16 protein-coding genes are annotated in these 16,704 nt (G+C 69.4%); 10 read left to right on the top strand and 6 right to left on the bottom strand.

What is annotated here, in order from left to right:
- Window positions 1-112: 112 nt before the first annotated feature.
- The 4 genes from ACYVOK_RS05295 to ACYVOK_RS05280 form a co-directional block, all read right to left on the bottom strand.
- The gene (locus ACYVOK_RS05295; protein ID WP_460661091.1) at window positions 113-1,339 is read right to left on the bottom strand and encodes a hypothetical protein; all 1,227 of its coding nucleotides are present in this window, start codon (window positions 1,337-1,339) and stop codon (window positions 113-115) included.
- Window positions 1,336-1,980, bottom strand: coding sequence for a hypothetical protein (locus ACYVOK_RS05290; RefSeq protein ID WP_460661090.1), 645 nt, complete (start codon window positions 1,978-1,980; stop codon window positions 1,336-1,338). The genes ACYVOK_RS05295 and ACYVOK_RS05290 overlap by 4 nt, the downstream gene beginning before the upstream one ends.
- The gene (locus ACYVOK_RS05285) at window positions 1,977-3,194 is read right to left on the bottom strand and encodes a hypothetical protein (RefSeq protein ID WP_460661089.1); all 1,218 of its coding nucleotides are present in this window, start codon (window positions 3,192-3,194) and stop codon (window positions 1,977-1,979) included. The genes ACYVOK_RS05290 and ACYVOK_RS05285 overlap by 4 nt, the downstream gene beginning before the upstream one ends.
- A 269-nt stretch (window positions 3,195-3,463) precedes the next feature.
- Complete coding sequence (locus ACYVOK_RS05280; protein WP_460661088.1) at window positions 3,464-5,323, bottom strand: acyl-CoA dehydrogenase; 1,860 nt, start codon at window positions 5,321-5,323, stop codon at window positions 3,464-3,466.
- A 112-nt stretch (window positions 5,324-5,435) separates the two neighbouring features.
- Here ACYVOK_RS05280 and ACYVOK_RS05275 point away from each other — a divergent pair, with 112 nt between their 5' ends.
- Window positions 5,436-5,957 (top strand): histidine phosphatase family protein, encoded by a 522-nt coding sequence (locus tag ACYVOK_RS05275; RefSeq protein ID WP_460661087.1) that lies wholly within the window; start codon window positions 5,436-5,438, stop codon window positions 5,955-5,957.
- Here ACYVOK_RS05275 and ACYVOK_RS05270 read toward each other — a convergent pair.
- A complete protein-coding gene (locus tag ACYVOK_RS05270) occupies window positions 5,954-6,862 on the bottom strand; it encodes an endo-beta-N-acetylglucosaminidase H (protein WP_460661086.1) in 909 nt (302 codons plus the stop codon). The two genes, ACYVOK_RS05275 and ACYVOK_RS05270, sit on opposite strands and share 4 nt — an antisense overlap.
- Before the next feature lie 248 nt (window positions 6,863-7,110).
- On the opposite strand from ACYVOK_RS05270, the gene ACYVOK_RS05265 reads away from it, so the two are divergent.
- The 9 genes from ACYVOK_RS05265 to ACYVOK_RS05225 all read left to right on the top strand — a co-directional run bounded on the left by ACYVOK_RS05265 (window position 7,111) and on the right by ACYVOK_RS05225 (window position 14,147).
- Entirely contained in the window at window positions 7,111-8,400 is a 1,290-nt protein-coding gene (locus ACYVOK_RS05265; RefSeq protein ID WP_460661085.1) for an MFS transporter, read from the top strand.
- 1 nt (window position 8,401) lies between these two features.
- Window positions 8,402-9,556: an anhydro-N-acetylmuramic acid kinase gene (locus ACYVOK_RS05260; protein WP_460661084.1), complete on the top strand. Its 1,155-nt coding sequence runs from the start codon at window positions 8,402-8,404 to the stop codon at window positions 9,554-9,556.
- Between the two features lie 14 nt (window positions 9,557-9,570).
- The gene (locus ACYVOK_RS05255) at window positions 9,571-10,089 is read left to right on the top strand and encodes an AAA family ATPase (RefSeq protein ID WP_460661083.1); all 519 of its coding nucleotides are present in this window, start codon (window positions 9,571-9,573) and stop codon (window positions 10,087-10,089) included.
- 83 nt (window positions 10,090-10,172) lie between these two features.
- On the top strand, window positions 10,173-11,207 hold the full coding sequence (locus ACYVOK_RS05250; protein WP_460661082.1) for a DNA polymerase III subunit beta family protein: 1,035 nt from the start codon (window positions 10,173-10,175) through the stop codon (window positions 11,205-11,207).
- Entirely contained in the window at window positions 11,204-12,466 is a 1,263-nt protein-coding gene (locus tag ACYVOK_RS05245) for an MFS transporter (protein WP_460661081.1), read from the top strand. Before ACYVOK_RS05250 ends, ACYVOK_RS05245 begins: the two co-directional genes overlap by 4 nt.
- Window positions 12,406-12,639, top strand: a complete 234-nt coding sequence (locus tag ACYVOK_RS05240) for a hypothetical protein (RefSeq protein ID WP_460661080.1) — start codon at window positions 12,406-12,408, stop codon at window positions 12,637-12,639. The genes ACYVOK_RS05245 and ACYVOK_RS05240 overlap by 61 nt, the downstream gene beginning before the upstream one ends.
- The gene (locus ACYVOK_RS05235) at window positions 12,639-13,031 is read left to right on the top strand and encodes a type II toxin-antitoxin system VapC family toxin (RefSeq protein WP_460661079.1); all 393 of its coding nucleotides are present in this window, start codon (window positions 12,639-12,641) and stop codon (window positions 13,029-13,031) included. Before ACYVOK_RS05240 ends, ACYVOK_RS05235 begins: the two co-directional genes overlap by 1 nt.
- 40 nt (window positions 13,032-13,071) lie before the next feature.
- On the top strand, window positions 13,072-13,671 hold the full coding sequence (locus tag ACYVOK_RS05230) for a DJ-1/PfpI family protein (RefSeq protein WP_460661078.1): 600 nt from the start codon (window positions 13,072-13,074) through the stop codon (window positions 13,669-13,671).
- Window positions 13,671-14,147 carry a MarR family winged helix-turn-helix transcriptional regulator gene (locus ACYVOK_RS05225; RefSeq protein ID WP_460661077.1) on the top strand — a complete coding sequence of 159 codons (477 nt, stop codon included), beginning with the start codon at window positions 13,671-13,673 and terminating at the stop codon, window positions 14,145-14,147. The genes ACYVOK_RS05230 and ACYVOK_RS05225 overlap by 1 nt, the downstream gene beginning before the upstream one ends.
- On the opposite strand, the gene ACYVOK_RS05220 is transcribed toward ACYVOK_RS05225, so the two are convergent.
- Window positions 14,125-16,653 (bottom strand): polysaccharide lyase family 8 super-sandwich domain-containing protein, encoded by a 2,529-nt coding sequence (locus ACYVOK_RS05220; RefSeq protein ID WP_460661076.1) that lies wholly within the window; start codon window positions 16,651-16,653, stop codon window positions 14,125-14,127. The genes ACYVOK_RS05225 and ACYVOK_RS05220 overlap by 23 nt on opposite strands.
- Window positions 16,654-16,704 lie beyond the last annotated feature (51 nt).

Below are 16,704 nucleotides of genomic sequence, written 5' to 3'. Positions count from 1 at the left end.
CTTCTCGCGCCCCGCCCTGCCTTGTCGCTCGACAGTAGGCCGGGCGGCACCGGCCGAGGATCCGGCAGAACCCCCGAGGCGTCCCTGAACGATGCCTCAGGGACGCCTGAGGTCAGGCGCGGTGGTCACCCCGGGACACGGCGGCGGGGAGGTCGTCGTGCAGGCTGCCGAAGAACGTCCGGGACCAGAGATCATCGCCGTGCCAGTAGGGACCGTCCTCACCGGGCAGTGAAGCCGGCGCCTTCCCCCGCTTCAGAGCCTGTCGACATTCGGCGCACAGCGGCAGGGACAGCGTCGACCCGTCCGCCTCCACCTGCGTCGGCCGCCCGGAAGACCTTCCGTGCAAGGGGTTGAACGCACACAGCGGCGGTACGGCGTCCTGCTTCCGGCCGGCTGCCACTGCGACGGCGGCGTCGTACTCGCGCCGTGCCTTGTCCAGCAACACCATCGCCCCGACCACGTCGACCAGATCCTCCGACGAGTCGAGCACCTTCCCGGCCGCGTGATGCGCGTCGAGCGCAATCTGTTGATGCCGCAGGGCCTCACCTGTGGCAGTCGGCAACGCGGCGAGCTCCGAACCCAGCTTGGTGAGTTCGGCATTCGTCTCCCGCGTCAGCCGACGACGCCGCTCGGCGGCAACCGTCGCTGCCACATGCGGAGGGATGCTGAACGGCTTCTCCCGCCGCGGACGCTCAGCTCCAGGCCGCCGCAGGCCGATGACCAGCCCGAGCCCGACCAACGCAGCGATCCCCAACCCGACGAACAGTGCGATCGTCCCGGCCGGGGACTCCTCGTCATCCGACCTCTCGGGCCGGGCGGCCGGTCGTGTGGTCGGAGTGGTGGCAGGCAGACCCGGGCCGGCCAGCAGCTCGTACATGCGGGCCAGCACTTCGGTCGGTCCCGCGTCGTAGCCGGTGTCGTCCAGCGCCCGCTTCCGCGCCGCTCGCAGCTTGTCCTCGTCCAGCTGCGGCAGGTTGTGGGCCTCGTACCAGGGGAACTGCCCGCCGCCGTCGACCACGACGTACAGCCCGGGCTTGCCGAGAGCATCGATCACCAGGGTGAGCACGTTGCTCTCCTCGCCCCGGAAAGGATCGCTCGGCGACAGCGGCAGCACGATCGAGTAGACCGGGTACCCCAGCGCCTTCGCCTTGGCCTGGAGGTCGGCGCGCAGGTTCGCCGGTAAGGCCGACTTGTACGCCGGGTCGACGTACAACGGATCCTTGGCCAGCGCGGACGCGATCTCCCGGGCGCGCTCGGCCGGCGTCTGCGCCCGCGCGGGTATGGCGGTCAGCGACACGAGCAGCGTCAACAGAACGGTCAGGGCGAACCGGATCTTCACTGCGTTCCTCCACGTCCTCGGCCGACCAGCGCCGCCACTGCGAGCACGACCCCGGCGAGCAGCGCGCCGCCCATCAGCCCGAGGACGCCGCCGCCCACGCCGTTGCCGATCGCCTTGCCTACGGTGAACCGCTCCTCGGGATAGGTCCGCTCCGGCCGCGGCGGAAGCGGCTCGGTCCGGGCCGGCTTCTTCGCGTACCGGTCGCCCACCTCGAGCTCGCCCAGGTACTCGGCGAGTTGGCTGCTCATCGTCTCCTTGCTGTCCGCCCAGGTGTACTCCGGTCCACGGGCCGCGATCTCGTGCTCTACGCCGTACGTCCGGTCGCCGTCCATCACGACGTACAGCCCGGGCTTGTCGTTTGCCGCGGCCATCCAGCCGCCCAGCAGAGCGGTGTCGTCCTCCTCGGGGAACCACTGCCCGGTCGGCACCACAGCGACGTACACCGGGACCGGCGCGGCCTCGATCGTGCGGAGCAATTCCGCCGTGTTGACCCGGGACTCGTAGTCGGGGTCGACGTACAAGGGCTGAGTCCGCCAAGCGGCGACCGCGGCCGTCACCCGTGGGTCCGCCGGAACCGCGGCCCAGGCCGGACCCGACGCCAGCCAGACGGTTGCCACCAGCAACAGCAGGAACCGTCTCATCGAACACCGTCCTGCAGCTGGGACACCCGGTCGGCCAAATCGTCCGACAGCGCCCCGAACCCGGTCTCCACCATCAGGCTGTCCTCCGGCTTCAGGGTCCAGTACGGCACGTGCTCGCGACCGACGAGGCCGGACCGCTTCCACACCTGCAGCCCGTACGGCGTCGCGCCCTTGCCGAGCACCCGCGCGCACTGCCGGCAGGCCGGAACCTCGATGTCGTCGGACCAGGTGACCGGCGTCGTCCCGGACTGGTGCGTCGGGTCGAAGAAGCACGGCGGCGAGACCTGCTGCCCGCTCGCGGCGCGGTGGGCCTGGCGCGCCAGCACAAAGGCACCGGTCAGCCCCAGCAGATCGTCCGGTTGCCGGTCCCGCAGCGTACGGGCCGCCTCCAGACGGCGGTAGGCCTCGTCGCGCTGGTCGAGCACCTTCACCGACTTCCCGCGCCGCCGGTCCAACCGGTCGAGGGCGAGCTCGGCCCGCTTGATCCAGTCGTCCGCCCGGGCCCGCATGTCGGGCGCCGCGATCGGCTGCCCGCCCGCGGCCACCCGCTTGGCCGGCCGGGTACGGCGGCGCAGGGCGAGCCACAGCGTCAGCCCGAAGCCGGCCAGGCCACCGATCCCCAAGCCGGTGAACGCGGATCGATCCTCGAGATCCGTGACCGACGGACCGCGCTCGCCGCGCTCCGGCTCCAGATCCGTGGCGGGGATCGCGGGCAGTGAGCGGCCGTCGTACGCGGTCGCGGCGTACTGGATGGTCCGCACGATCCGCGGCGCCGGCCGGTCGTCGACGATGTCGTAGTACTTGTCGTCACCGCGCCGCACGCTGCTGAGGTCCCGCCCCTTCAGCCCCGCCGGGCGGAAGAGCTCCTCCGTGCCCGACCAGTAGTCGTCGGTCACCACCGCCACGACATACAGTCCCGGCTCCCCGACCCGGGCCTGCAACAGCGTGGTCAGCTCGCTCCGGTTCTCTCGCAGGTACGGCGTCCGCGGGACGAGTGCGACGTACACGCCGAAGTCGACGGTCCCCGCTTCGGCGCGGATCCGGTCCAGCTCAGCGGCCGGGACCTGCAGCCGCTCGTCGACGTAGAGCCGGTCGCTTCGCCACCCGGCCGCGATCCGGTCCGGCAGCTCGGGCGTCGCGGCCCGCGCCGGAAGGACCGGGAGGAACGCCAGGACGGCGAGCACGGGGGCGAGGCGGCGCAGACGGGCGAACATCGCGCCCAGCGTACGACGACCTGGTGGGGACACAGCTGCACGGACGCAGTCTGTGGGAGAGAGGTTCCCCACGCGGAGACGGCACGGCCCTGGCTCGGACAGGGGAAGCCGAGCCAGGGTCGCGGAGGGGCCACGGGGAGACACGTTGCTACAGGCGACGGCCGCTCACCAGGGCAGATCGCCGGGCAACCCGGGGCAGATCAGACTGCCCTCAGGTGCCCCAGCCTCCGGCTCGACCCGCGCAAGTGATCGAGCCGGAGGGCTGTGAATCAGAAGGCGGACTCCGGCAGGTCCATCACGTCGAGGTCGGTCAGCTCGGCCTTGACCCGCTCAGCCCGGACGGACGGCATCGTGGACCGGACGAACCACTGGGCCGCGGCGACCTTGCCGGCGTAGAAGTCCTGGTCGGCCGGGGAGAGCTCGCCGCCGAGCCGGTTCAGCGCGACCTCGGCCTGCCGCAGCATCAGCCAGGAGCAGACCACGTCACCCAGCACGTACAGCAGCCGCGAGGTGTTCAGTCCGACCTTGTAGATGTTGCGCGGGTCGCCGTTCTCCGCCTGCGGGTTGCTCGCCATCAGCGCCTGGCCCATCACCCCGAGGATCTTCTGCGTGTCCTCCAGGCCCTTCGCCAGCAGCGCCCGCTCCTCCTTCAGCCGGCCGTTCCCGGCCTGGGAGGCGACGAAGGCCTGGATCTGCTCGGCCAGGTGGCCCAGCGCCTTGCCCTGGTCCTTGATGATCTTGCGGAAGAACAGGTCCTGGCCCTGGATCGCGGTGGTGCCCTCGTACAGGGTGTCGATCTTGGCGTCCCGGACGTACTGCTCGATCGGGTAGTCCTGCAGGAAGCCGGAGCCGCCGAACGTCTGCAGCGACTCGGTGCCGAGCAGCGTCCACGACTTCTCCGAGCCGTAGCCCTTCACCAGCGGCAGCAGCAGGTCGTTCACCCGCTCGGCCAGTTCGTCGTCCTCACCGGCGTAGCGGGCCTGCTCCGCGCGGTCCTGGTACGTCGCGGTGAACAGCACCAGCGCCCGCAGCGCCTCGGCGTACGCCTTCTGCGTCATCAGCGAACGGCGGACGTCCGGGTGGTGGGTGATGGTGACCCGCGGCGCGTCCTTGGCCGGCTGGGTCATGTCCGCGCCCTGCACCCGCTCCTTGGCGTACTCGAGCGCGTTCAGGTACCCAGTGGACAGGGTCGCGATCGCCTTGGTCCCGACCATCATCCGCGCGTACTCGATCACCTGGAACATCTGCGCGATGCCGTCGTGCACCTCGCCGAGCAGCCAGCCCTTGGCCGGCGTCCCGTCGCCGAAGGTGATCTCGCAGGTGGTGGACACCTTGATGCCCATCTTCTTCTCGACGTTCGTGACGAAGGCGCCGTTGCGCTCACCGGTCAGCTCGCCGGTCTCCAGGTCGAAGTGGTACTTCGGGACGACGAACAGGCTGAGGCCCTTGGTACCGGGACCGCCGACACCCTCGATGCCCTGCGGACGGGCCAGCACCAGGTGGATGATGTTCTCGGTCAGGTCGTGCTCACCGGAGGTGATGAACCGCTTGACGCCCTCGATGTGCCAGCTGCCGTCCTCCTGCAGCGTGGCCTTGGTCCGGCCTGCGCCCACGTCGGAACCGGCGTCCGGCTCGGTCAGCACCATCGTGGCGCCCCAGCCGCGCTCGATGATGTGGTGCGCGATCTTCTTGTCCCGCTCGGTGCCGTTGCGCCAGAGCACGTGCGCGAAGTTCGGGCCGGCGGCGTACATGTGCACCGGCGGGTTCGCGCCCAGCACCAGCTCGGCGGCGGCCCAGCGCAGCGACGGCGGGGTCGGCTGACCGCCCAGCTCCGCCGGCAGCTCGAGCTTGAACCACTCGGCGTCCATGTAGGCCTGGTAGCTCTTCTTGAACGCCTCGGGCATCCTCACCTCGTGCGCCTCGGCGTCGAAGACCGGCGGGTTGCGGTCGGATTCGGCGAACGACTCGGCCAGTTCGTGCTTGGCCAGCCGGTCGATCTCGGCCAGGACCTCACGGGCGGTGTCGACGTCCATCTCGGCGTACGGGCCCTGCCCGAGCACCTCGTCCCGGCCCAGGACCTCGAGCAGGTTGAACTCGATGTCCCGCAGATTCGACTTGTAGTGGCTCACAGGGTTCCCCTACCTTTTCGCAACACTGTACTCACGAGTAACTTAAGTATATACCCACGGGTAACGAAGGCAAAGGTGCTTTTCCTGTGAGGTGATCGAGGAAACTGTCCGGATGACGCTCAGGCTGATCTACGAGACGCACTCGATCACGGTCGACAACGAGCGGGGCATCGCGACCGGATGGCTCCCCGGCGAGCTGTCGGCGGAGGGCTGCCGGCTGGCGAGCGAGATCGGTCCGCGGCGGCAGGACGTGGACGTCGTGTTCAGCTCGGACCTGCGCCGGGCCGTTCAGACGGTCGAGCTGTCCGGCCTGACCGTGCCGCACCTGCAGGACTGGCGGCTGCGCGAGTGCAACTACGGCTCACTGAACGGCGCGCCGGTGAGTGCGCTCGATCCGCGGCTTGAGCGGGTCAACAAGCCGTTTCCGGGTGGGCAGAGCTACCGGGACGTGATGGAGCTGACCCGCTCGTTCCTCCAGGACGTCAAGCGCTGGTACGACGGCCAGGTGGTGCTCGTGGTCGCCCACTCGGCGAACCGGTGGTCGTTCGAGCACCTCCTGGGCAGTCATGCTCCACTCGAGGAACTGATCACGTCCCCGTTCGACTGGAAACCGGGGTGGGAGTACCGGCTCTAGGGGTTGTAGACGGCCGGGCTGCCGTAGAGCTTGTCGGTGAAGGCGGAGATGTAGGCGGCCGTGTTCGCCGAGGTGAGGTTGTAGGTGAGGAAGGCGCCGTAGCCTTCGTCGACAGTGCGCTGGGCCAGGCTCGCGGCGGTCGACGAACTCGTGGCGGTGAACGACACGGCGGCTGGCGAGAGCCGGGCCTTGTCGCTCGGTCCGCTCGGGACCATCCAGGTGCCGTACCACGGGTTCCACGCGTAGTCGAAGGTGTTGGCGATGCTCACGCCGTCGTAGCTCAGCCGGTCCGACGCCGGGCCGATGTCGTACAGCGTGATGAGCTTGTCGGGCAGCTTCTCGCGCAGGGCGGAGACGAGGTAGACGAACGAGAAGTCGTTCGGCTGGCCGGTGCCGTTGTTGCCGTATCCGGCGTACTCGTCGTCGAAGTCGATGCCGTCCAGCCCGTACTGCGTCACCGCGTCGGCCAGTTCCTGGGCGAACGCCTCGGCGGCCTGCTGGGTCGGGAAGTTCGCGAACCCGGCGCCCTGGTGGTTGCCGAGGATCGACAGCAGGACCTTGATGCCCTTGGCCTGCAGCGGCCGGACCTCGGTCGCCACGTTGTCGAGTACGCGCTGGACGTTCTCGTTGAAGTGCAGGTAGGCGTTTGTGCCGTCGTAGTTGATGTTCGCCGCGAAGATCAGCGCGATGTCGAACACCTGCGCGCCGCCCTTGGCCAGGGTGTACTTGGCGGCGTTCGTCATGCTCTCGTTGTTGACCTCGATGTAGACCACCGAGAGCGGTCCGGTCTTGGCGCGCGGCCGGCGCTTGGCCTCGGCGGGTAGTGCGACGCCGGTGCCGGCCGCGACGGTGGTCGCGGCCAGGCCTGCCAGCAGGGTCCTTCTGCGCATGAGCTGTGAACTCATCGATCGACTCCTCGTCGTAGGGCGGACTTCGCTATATCGGTTAAGTCGCCTGATCGGCCACCGAGAGGCGACAGGAGATAAACCGGTATAGCGCCACCGATCATCGGGTGGGCACCCTGCGATGTCAAGGTTTCGCTGCCCGTGACCGCGGGTTGCCGGGAGGCCGGGTCGCGCGGTCGGGAAGAAATAGACGAAGATGGTGGGCAGGGGTGGGAAGAACTCACGGGGGCCGAGGACGAGAGGACCCGATGAGTACAGTCGATCAGGTCGGTGCGGTGCGGACGCGGCGGTCGCTGGTGGCCGGGACGGTCGGCAACTTCGTCGAGTGGTACGAGTTCGGCGCCTACGGCTTCTTCGCGACCGTGATCGCGGCGAACTTCTTCAGCAGTACGTCGACCAGCGACGCCGAGAGCCTGATCAAGACGTACGCCTCGTTCGCGCTGGCGTTCTTCTTCCGGCCGATCGGCGCCGCGGTGTTCGGCCGGGTCGGCGACCGGATCGGCCGGCGCCCGACGCTGATCCTGGTCCTGCTGCTGATGACCGCGTCGACCACGCTGATCGGCCTGCTGCCGACGTACGCGACCATCGGTGCGGCGGCGCCGTGGTTGCTGACCCTGGTGCGGGCGCTGCAGGGCCTGTCGGCCGGCGGCGAGTTCGGCGGCGCGGTGTCGATCATGACCGAGTTCGCGCCGAAGACGAAGCGCGGCCTGTACGGCGCCTGGCAGTCGTTCACGGTCGCCCTCGGACTGCTCGCGGGTGCGGGGCTGGCGGCGATCCTGGCGACCGTGCTGAGCAGGGAGGCGCTGAACGACTGGGGCTGGCGGGTGCCGTTCCTGCTGGCCCTGCCGCTCGGTCTGGTCGCGCTGTGGCTGCGGCTCCGGCTCGACGAGACGCCGAACTTCGAGCGGGTTCAGAAGGAGGAGCCGCGACCGGCCGGCGCCGGTGAGGTGGCGAAGGCGATCGCGCTGGGTATCGGACGGCTGATGGGCTGGTCGGCCGCCGGCTACACCTTCCTCGTGGTGATGCCGTCGTACCTGCAGGCCACGCTGAACGCGACGTTCCAGCAGGCCCTGGTCGCGACCGTGCTGGCGAACGCCGGGTTCGCCGCGTCGATCCTGCCGGCCGGCTGGCTGAGCGACCGGATCGGGCGGCGGCCGGTGATGGTGGCCGGCGCCGCGCTGGTCGTCGTCCTGGCGTTCCCGTTGATGAACCTGCTGCAGGACAAGGAGTCGGCGACCGCGGCGAAGGGAATCGCGGTGTTCGTGGCCGGTATGGTCGTCGGGCTCATGGCCGGGCCAGGTCCGGCGATGCTGGCGGAGATGTTCCCGACCCGGGCCCGCTACACCGGGCTGGGGCTGGCGTACTCGCTGTCGAACGCGGTCTTCTCCGGGTCGGCCGGGTTGATCATCACCGAGTTGATCAAGCGGACCAAGAACGTCGACATCCCCGCCTACTACGTGGCGGTGACATGTGCGGTCAGTGTGGTGGCCCTGCTGACGTTGCGCGGTGACGACCATCGACAGGAGTTGCGGGACTGACATGCGAGTCATCGGCCTGATGTCCGGTACGTCGTACGACGCGATCGACGCCGCCGCGGCGGACCTGCGGCTCGACGGGGACCGGTTGGTGCTGACGCCGCTCGGCCTGCTCAGCCAGCCGTACCCGTCCGGGCTGCGGGACGCGCTCGCGGCGTCGTTGCCACCGGCAAGTACGTCGATGGAGCAGGTGTGCCGGCTGGACACCGGGATCGGCCAGGCGTTCGCGGACGTCGCCCGGCAGGCGGTCGAGCAGTTGTCCGGCGGGTCGGCCGATCTGATCGTGTCGCACGGCCAGACGGTGTTCCACTGGGTCGACGGCGGCGCGGTCCGGGGCACCCTGCAGCTGGGGCAGCCGGCCTGGATCGCGGAGGCGACCGGCACGACCGTGGTGTCGGACCTGCGGGCGCGCGACGTCGCGGCCGGCGGGCAGGGTGCGCCGCTGGTGAGCATCCTCGACGTGCTGTGGTTGCGTGGGCGATCCGGCGTACCGGTGGCGCTGAACCTCGGCGGGATCGCGAACATCACCGTGGTGCACGGCGAACCGGTCGCGTTCGACACCGGGCCCGCGAACGCGCTGATCGACGCCGTGGTGAACGAGTTGACGGGACAGCCGTTCGACGCGGACGGGGCGATGGCCGGTCGCGGACAGATCCACAGCGAGTTGCTGGAGCGGCTGCTGGCCGAGCCGTACTACGGCCGGTCGGCGCCGAAGAGCACCGGCAAGGAGTTGTTCAACCTCGCCTACGTCGCCCGCGCGCTGCAGGGTCTGCCGGAGATCCCGCCCGACGACCTGGTCGCGACGGTGACGGCGCTGACCGCCCGGACCGTTGCGGACGCGGCCCGGCGGTACGGCGGGACCGAGGTGATCGCGTCCGGCGGGGGGATTCGCAACCCGGTGCTGATGCACCTGCTGGCGTCGGAACTCGGGTCGGTGCCGGTGCGCAGTACCGACGAACTGGGGTTGCCGTCGGCGGCCAAGGAGGCGTACGCGTTCGCCGTACTCGGGTTCCTGACCGTGAACGGGCTCGGCGGGACGGTGCCGAGTTGCACGGGTGCGCGGCATGCGAGCGTGCTCGGATCGATCACTCCCGGAGTCCGCGGTGTGCCGGTCGCCTCGGCAGACGCGCATCCGCCGGTGAGTCTCGTGATCGAGTGACCGACACTTGGTCTGTGACGAGGCTCTTCGTGGTGACGGGTGCGCCCGGTTCCGGGAAGTCGACCGTCGTACCGGAACTGGTACGGCTGAGTCCGGGGAACCTGGTCGTGATGGACATGGACGAGTTGCTGGACGATCACGGACGGTTGCTCGGGATCGACATCGCGAGTCCGACCGCGGCGCCGATCTGGCCGGCGTACAACGCGCTGTGGCTGCGGATCACCGAACTGATCCGGCGGTCGGGGATCCCGGTGCTGCTGCTCTCGCCGCTGCTGCCGACGGAACTGCCCGAGGGGCGGTGGCTGCACCTGGACTGCCCGGACGCCGTACGGCGCAAACGGCTGGCCGAGCGCGGTTGGGGTGAGGCCGAGATCGAGGAGGCGCTCGCGGACGCGGCCGAGATTCGCAAACACGTGCCGCGCTCTGTGCGAGGCGACGTCTCGCCGGAGCACTCGGCGAAGAGCATCCTCGACTGGATCCGCGGCGAACGCCTCGGCAAGACCCTCAACCTGTGGGGCCGACTGCGGAGCTGACGCCTGCCGCTGGGTGGTGGCAGTGATCGTCCGGAGAGGTGCGGTTTGACCTTCGAGTTGGTGCAGGGGAGAGGGTCGCTGGCATGAGGTTGACGATCAGTGAGTTCTCCCGGCTGGTGGGGTTGGCGCCGAGTGCGCTGCGCTTCTACGACGACTGCGGCGTCCTCCCGCCGGCGTCCGTCGACGAGACCAACGGCTACCGCTACTACAGTCCGGCCCAAGCGCCGCGGGCGCGGCTGCTGCGCGACCTCCGCGAGATCGGCCTGCCACTCCCTCAGGTCCGCACTGCCCTGGACGCCGACCCGACCGAACTGGCCGCCGTCGTCCGCGCCCACCTCCGCACTGTCGAGGCCAAAACCGCCGCCGCCCGAGCCGCCGCCGACCACCTCCTGTCCACCCTCCTGGCCCACCACACCACCGCCACCCTCGGCGGCCCCGAACTAGCCAGCGCCCTCCGCCAAGTAACCCCCGCCGCAGCCACACCCGCCCCAGAGTCGGACGAGGAGATGCTTGCGGTCTTGGGGTGTGTGTTGATCGAGCTTGGGCCGGATGAGGTGACGTTGGTGGCGACCGATCGGTATCGGCTCGCCGTGCGGACTGTGCAGCCGGTCGAGTTCAGTGGGGTGGCGGCGCGGCTGCTGGTGCCGGCGGCTGAGTTGAGCCTGCTGACCCGGTGGGTCGCGGCCGGTGAGGTCGTACGGGTCGAGACCAGGCCCGAAGGTGCGGCGATCGTGCGGGACGGGAAAGAGCGCCCGATCACGGTGAGCCCAGGTGAGTACCCGGCGTACGACGTGATTCTGGACGGACTCACCCCGCCGCTGTGCCGGGTGGTGGTGGATCGGACCGCATTGCGTTCGGCCCTGGAGGGTCGCGAAGTTGTTGCCTTCGACATCGATGCCGGGGAGTTGCGAATCGACGGCGAGGTGAAGCTCGACGTCATCGGTTCGGGGGCGACCAGGATCGGATTCACCGCCTCGTTGCTGGCCGCGGCGCTGGACGCGAGCGTCGGCCCCGACGTACTGCTCGAGATCTGCGCCCCCGACCGGCCAGTAGTCGTACGCTCCGCCGACCAAGGCACCTTCACCACACTGGTGATGCCTGTCCACCTGGACCGGTGAACCGCGGCTTCTACGGCTGGCTGGCAGGCTCCACACTCTCGGCATTCGGCGACAGCGCACTGTTCTTCGCGCTCGGCTGGGCGGCGACCGGGATCGCCCCGCACGTCGCCGGGCTGGTGCTGACCGCGTTCACCCTGCCCCGCGCCGTACTCCTCTTACTCGGCGGCGCCCTCGGCGACCGCTGCGGCCCCCGCCGCATCCTCCTGGCCTGCTCGTCTGTTGTCTGCCTTGCTTGCTTCGGCCTGGCGGCGGCTGTTGCGATCGCCGGTACGTCAGCCGGGCTGTTGATCCTGACTGCGGCCGTCATCGGGACGGTCGACGCGTTCGCGCTCCCGGCCGCGGGTGCGTTGCCACGGCTGTTCGTGCCGGACAAGGAGCTGTCGAAGGCGATGGCGTTGGGTACGTCGGCCAACCAGGTCGCCCGCCTCGCCGGCGGCCCGGTCGGCGGCGTACTCGTCGCCACGCTCGGCCTGGTCGGTGCGCTCGTGGTCGACGGGCTGACGTTCGCCGTACAGTTCCTCGTTCTGCTCGCGATCAGACCGCCGTACGACGTGAGGCTCGAGCCCGACCGGCATTCGTTCGCACGGGAAGCCGTGGATGGTATCCGCGTGGCCTGGTCGGATCCGGTCCTGCGGACCATCCTCCTGGTCGTCGCGCTGGTCGCGGCCTTCGTGCTACCGGTGACGTCGCTGTGCATCCCGATGCTCGCCCGCAGCCACGGCTGGTCCGCCTCCCAGACCGGCCTCATCGTCGCAGCGACCGTCACCGGCAGCCTCCTCGTCACCGTCCTGACCGCCCGTCTCGGCACATCCAACCGTCCCGCCCGAGCCGCCGCCTTCGGCTGCCTGATCGCGTCCGTAGGCATCATGACCCTCGCCCTCTCACCATCCCAGTGGGCGGCCACCGCCGCCGCACTCGCCCAGGGCATCGGCGTCGGCCTCTTCGCCTCCCACCTGGCCCCGCTCTTCGTCCGCAGTACACCCCGCTCCCACCTGACCCGCCTCCGATCCCTCCTCACCCTGGCGCAAACGGTCCCCCTCATCCCCTCCACCAACCTCCTGGCAACCCTCCCCGCCAACCACGCCCTCTTGCTGTCCGCCACCGCCATCACCCTCGCCGCCCTCTCCCTCCTCCACCTCACCGGAACGCCCGATCGTGCCCGCTGGTCTTGTAAGACACGATGTCTTACATTGAAGGCATGGCAGACACGATCACGATCCGGACCGACGCGGAGACAGAGCATGCGCTGGAGGTCCTGACGCGCGACGGCAGTTCACGCTCGGCCGCGATCCGGCAGGCAGTGCTCGAAACGGCTCTGCGCAGCGAGCGTGCGGCCGCGATGCGTCGAGCGGTGCTGCGGATGCCGCTCGGTGAACCCGATGGCGTCGACGTCGCCGCGGAGATCTCCCGGGCGCGAGAGCGCGAGCGCTGATGATCTATCTGGACTCGGCGGCAATCGTGAAGCTCGCGCACGCCGAATCAGAGTCACAAGCGTTGCGCGACTGGCTCGACGTGCGAGCGGAGACAGGCTGGACGAGTTCGGTCCTCGCGGAGATCGAGTCGTCCCGGGCGCTGGCCCGGTATGCCCCCGACGCCGTCGTCCGACTCCATCCCGTTCTCGACCTGATCGACCTGGTGGAACTGGATGCCGGCATCCGCATCCTGGCGCAGACCGTCAGGCCGGCCACCGTTCGCAGCCTCGATGCGATTCATCTGGCGACCGCCCTGCGTATTCGCCCACAGCTCACCTCGTTCGTCACCTACGACAAGCGCCTCGCCGACGCGGCCCGATCCGCAGGACTCCCGGTCGACGTACCTGTATGAACCTATTGACAACATGTTGTCGTGATGACAGGATGTTGTCATGAAGACGGCTTATGTGGGTGTGTACGAGACGTGGGCGGACTGGGAGATCGGGCATCTTCTGGTGGAGTTGCGGACCGGGCGGTTCACCGGCGAGCAGTGGAGGATCGTGTCGGTGGGCGAGACGGCTGAGCCGGTGACGACCATGGGCGGGTTGCGGATCGTGCCGGACGTAGTGCTGGCGGAGGTCGAGCCCGAGGACGGGGATCTGCTGGTGCTGGCCGGGTCGGCGTTGTGGGACGAGGGTGGGGGAGACGCGTTCGTGAAGCTGGCGCAGCGGTTCCTCGAGGCCGGCGTACCGGTCGCGGCGATCTGTGGCGCGACGGCCGGGCTGGCTCGGGCAGGTCTGCTCGACGACCGCAAGCACACGAGTGCGGTGAAGGAGTACCTGCTGGCCACCGGCTACCGGGGCGGCGACAACTACGTGGACGAGCGAGCCGTGGTGGACGGCGATCTGATCACCGCGGGGCCGGACTCGCCGGTGCAGTTCGCGCGGGCTGTGCTGCAGCGCCTCGGTCTCGCGTCGGAGGAGAAGCTGGACGCGTACGAGGGCGTGTTCCACCGCGCCGACCCGTCGGCCTACCCGGCGCTCGTCGGCTGATGACCGTTCCGCCGCGCGAGGACTGGCCGACGCCGGCTCCGCAGTCGGAGGGTGGTGCGTTGTTGACGGACGTCATCCTCGCCACCTTCCGGCTGAATGCCCGGCTGATGGAGGCCGCTCAGGATCTGGCCGCCCACGGCGGGATGACCGCCGCGTGGTGGCAGGTCCTCGGCGGCGTCCTGGACGAGCCGCGGTCGGTCGCAGACGTCGGCCGGGTCATGGGCGTCAGCCGGCAGGCCGTGCAGCGCATCGCCGACCTGCTGGTCGAGCGCGGCCTGGCCGAGTACCGGCCGAACCCGGCCCATCGTCGCGCCAAACTCCTCGCCTGTACCGAGGCCGGCTACTGGGCGATCCGGCAGATCTCGGTCGCCCAGCACCCGTGGGCCGACAAGCTGAGCGCCGCCGTCGACCTCGATGAGCTCCGTACGACGCTCGCGACCATGCGGACCCTGATCACGAAACTGGAAGAAGCCTGACCGTCAGGCTCCGCCCGTACGTGTGGTGAGTGGTGAACGTCAGCCGCGTCCCGGTCACTGTCCGCACCACCTGTACGCCGGGATCCGCGGAGGCAGGTCGCAGGTACTGCGCCCAGAGGTTCACCGTGATCGTGTCGCGGGCCGTGGTCGGTTCGGACGCGGCGACGGTGATCGTGCGGTCCTGGTGCCGCTGCAACAGCACCGACGCCGGCCCGTCGATAGTGAGTCCCGGCAGGTTGTGGCGGCCGGGTCCGAAGCTGTTGGCGCCGGTCAAGCCGAGCCCGAGGTGCTGGACCGCCTGCAACCGGGGAGTGTTCGACAACACTGCCAGCCGGCCGTGCTGGTACGAGCGCAAGGCCGATTCCGTTGCATTGGGCACCAATGCGTAGGCGAGGGCCCGCTTCGACCCGGCCGGCTGCGTGACGGTCAGCCCGAAGACCTGCTTGGTCACTGCCGTGTCCGGGTTCGAGGTCCGGACCACCCGCCGGCTTCGCGTCACCTGCTGCAACCCCACCGATACCTGACTCGGCTGGAGGAAGTAGTACCCGAGCGACATCCCGCCGCTCGCGTACCGCAGCCACCGCGGATCCGTTGTACCCGTCCCGCTCCACTCCCGGCCGTCCCGCCGTACGCCGGTGATCGCGACAGCGTCACCAGGAGCGGCGATCCGGGTGTCGATGGTGGTCGTCACCTCGCGGGTGTCGTCACCGACGCCGGCGGCCAGTACGACGATCTCGTCGTCGAGCATGAACCACGACTTGGTCGCCTCCGCGTTGCGGTACACCACGAAGTCGTCGGGCAGGATGTCGCGGGACGCGTACGCGAAGTCGCTCGACTGGACCCAACCGGACGTGCCGTACGCCCCGAGCGTCGCCCCGCCGGAGTGCGCGTTCGTCCCGGTCGGGAAGTAGACGTAGGTGTTCTGCGACTCCGACGACGGGGTGAAGTTCAGCGGGTGCGTCGGGTTGTCGTAGTACGGCGTCGCGTAGAGCTCCGGGATCGTCTTGCGGGTCTCGACCGGCGCGGTCACACCGGCCAGCGCGTACGGCGAGACGGCGGTGAAGTAGTCGATGCCGAAAGCCTGGGTCTGGTCCTGACCCGACAGGTAGAGGTAATGCGCGCCGTCGCCCTGGAACCAGGGCATCAGGTTCTCGCCGCTCATGTACTCGTACTTGCTGATCCGGTCCGAGTTCCGCGACAACGCGAACGCGTACCCGGGCCGGCGGTGCACGTGCCGATCCATCGCGTTGAACGCCGTGGTGCTCGCGGTCGGGTTGAGGTCGGCCGGCACGATCGCGGGATCGGCCTGGAGGTCGGCGAACCGGGCGATGCTGACCGGGGAGACGAAGCTGTTCGGGTTGATCGTCGGCCGGGCGGTGAACTTCACGAACGACTTGAGCCGGGCCGCGTCCTCGCCGGTCGCGTAGTCGGCGAGGTCGACGATCGCCTCCACCACGACCGCCACGTCGGCGTACCCGGTGGTGGTCCGGGACACCGCGCGACCCTTGACGATCTCCATCATCCAGCCCTCGAAGATCAGCGGCGCGAACCCGTCCTCGACCCAGCCCTGCACCACGCCGACCAGGTCGTCGCTCTGCGCGTACTGCGTCCCGGCGAGCACCTTGATGGTCTGGACGACCCGGCTGAGCAGGCCCTTGCCGTAGGAGCCGGTGTAGGCGACGGACGAGTGTTGGATGAACGAGCCGTCGGCGTAGTACCCGTCGGTGACACCGTGCCGCAGGTTGTACGGGTCGATCGTCGCGAACACGGTGAACTGGTCCTGCAGCGCCTTGCGGATCCGCGCGTCGTCACCCATCAGCGCGCCCTGGAGGATGCGGTTCGCGGTGATGTCGACGAGGTTGGCGCCGGTGTGGAAGCGCGAGTCGAGATCGACGTCGCCGTTCTTGCCGTTGCGCAGGTACGCGTCCATCGAGGGGACGTACAGCGCGATCACGTCGGCGGGGGCGTCGAGGAGGGCGAGTGTCTTCGACACGTGGGTGGAGATGCCGATCTCCCAGTTGAACCAGTTGCCGTAGTACCCCTTCGACTGGTCGCCGTAGTAGTTCTGGTGCAGCCAGACCAGCTTCTCGGCGACCCGGGCGCGGACCTGCTCGTTGCCCTGCAGGTTGGATGCCGGGCCGGGGCGCTTCGTCGCGAGCGCGATCTCGTACAGGTGCTGGTACGACGCGTTGAGGTTGGCGTCGCTGGTGCCGAGGGGAAGGCCGGCGAAGAGTTCACCGGATCCGGCCCGGTCCATCGCACCGAGCCAGGTGCGGGCGGTCGAGTCGATCGCGGCGAGCTTGGCGGCGACCTCCGGTCGGGCGTTGGACGCCGACGTACCGGCGTAGATCCCGACCGCGTTGGTGAGCAACTGGCTCGCGTCGGCGTCCACGGCAGTCATGGTGGCCTGAGATCCGGCGGCGCGGGCGGCCGGGGCCGGGTTGACCGCGGTCAGCAGGGCGGTGGCGGGTACGAACGACAGCAAGCGGCGGCGGCTGATGTGCACTGATACTCCCGGACGGATGGGAAAAACCTCACCCGGGGAGTCAATCAGCCG

Source organism: Kribbella swartbergensis (assembly GCF_054784135.1).
This window is presented reverse-complemented; position numbering and strand designations above follow the sequence as displayed.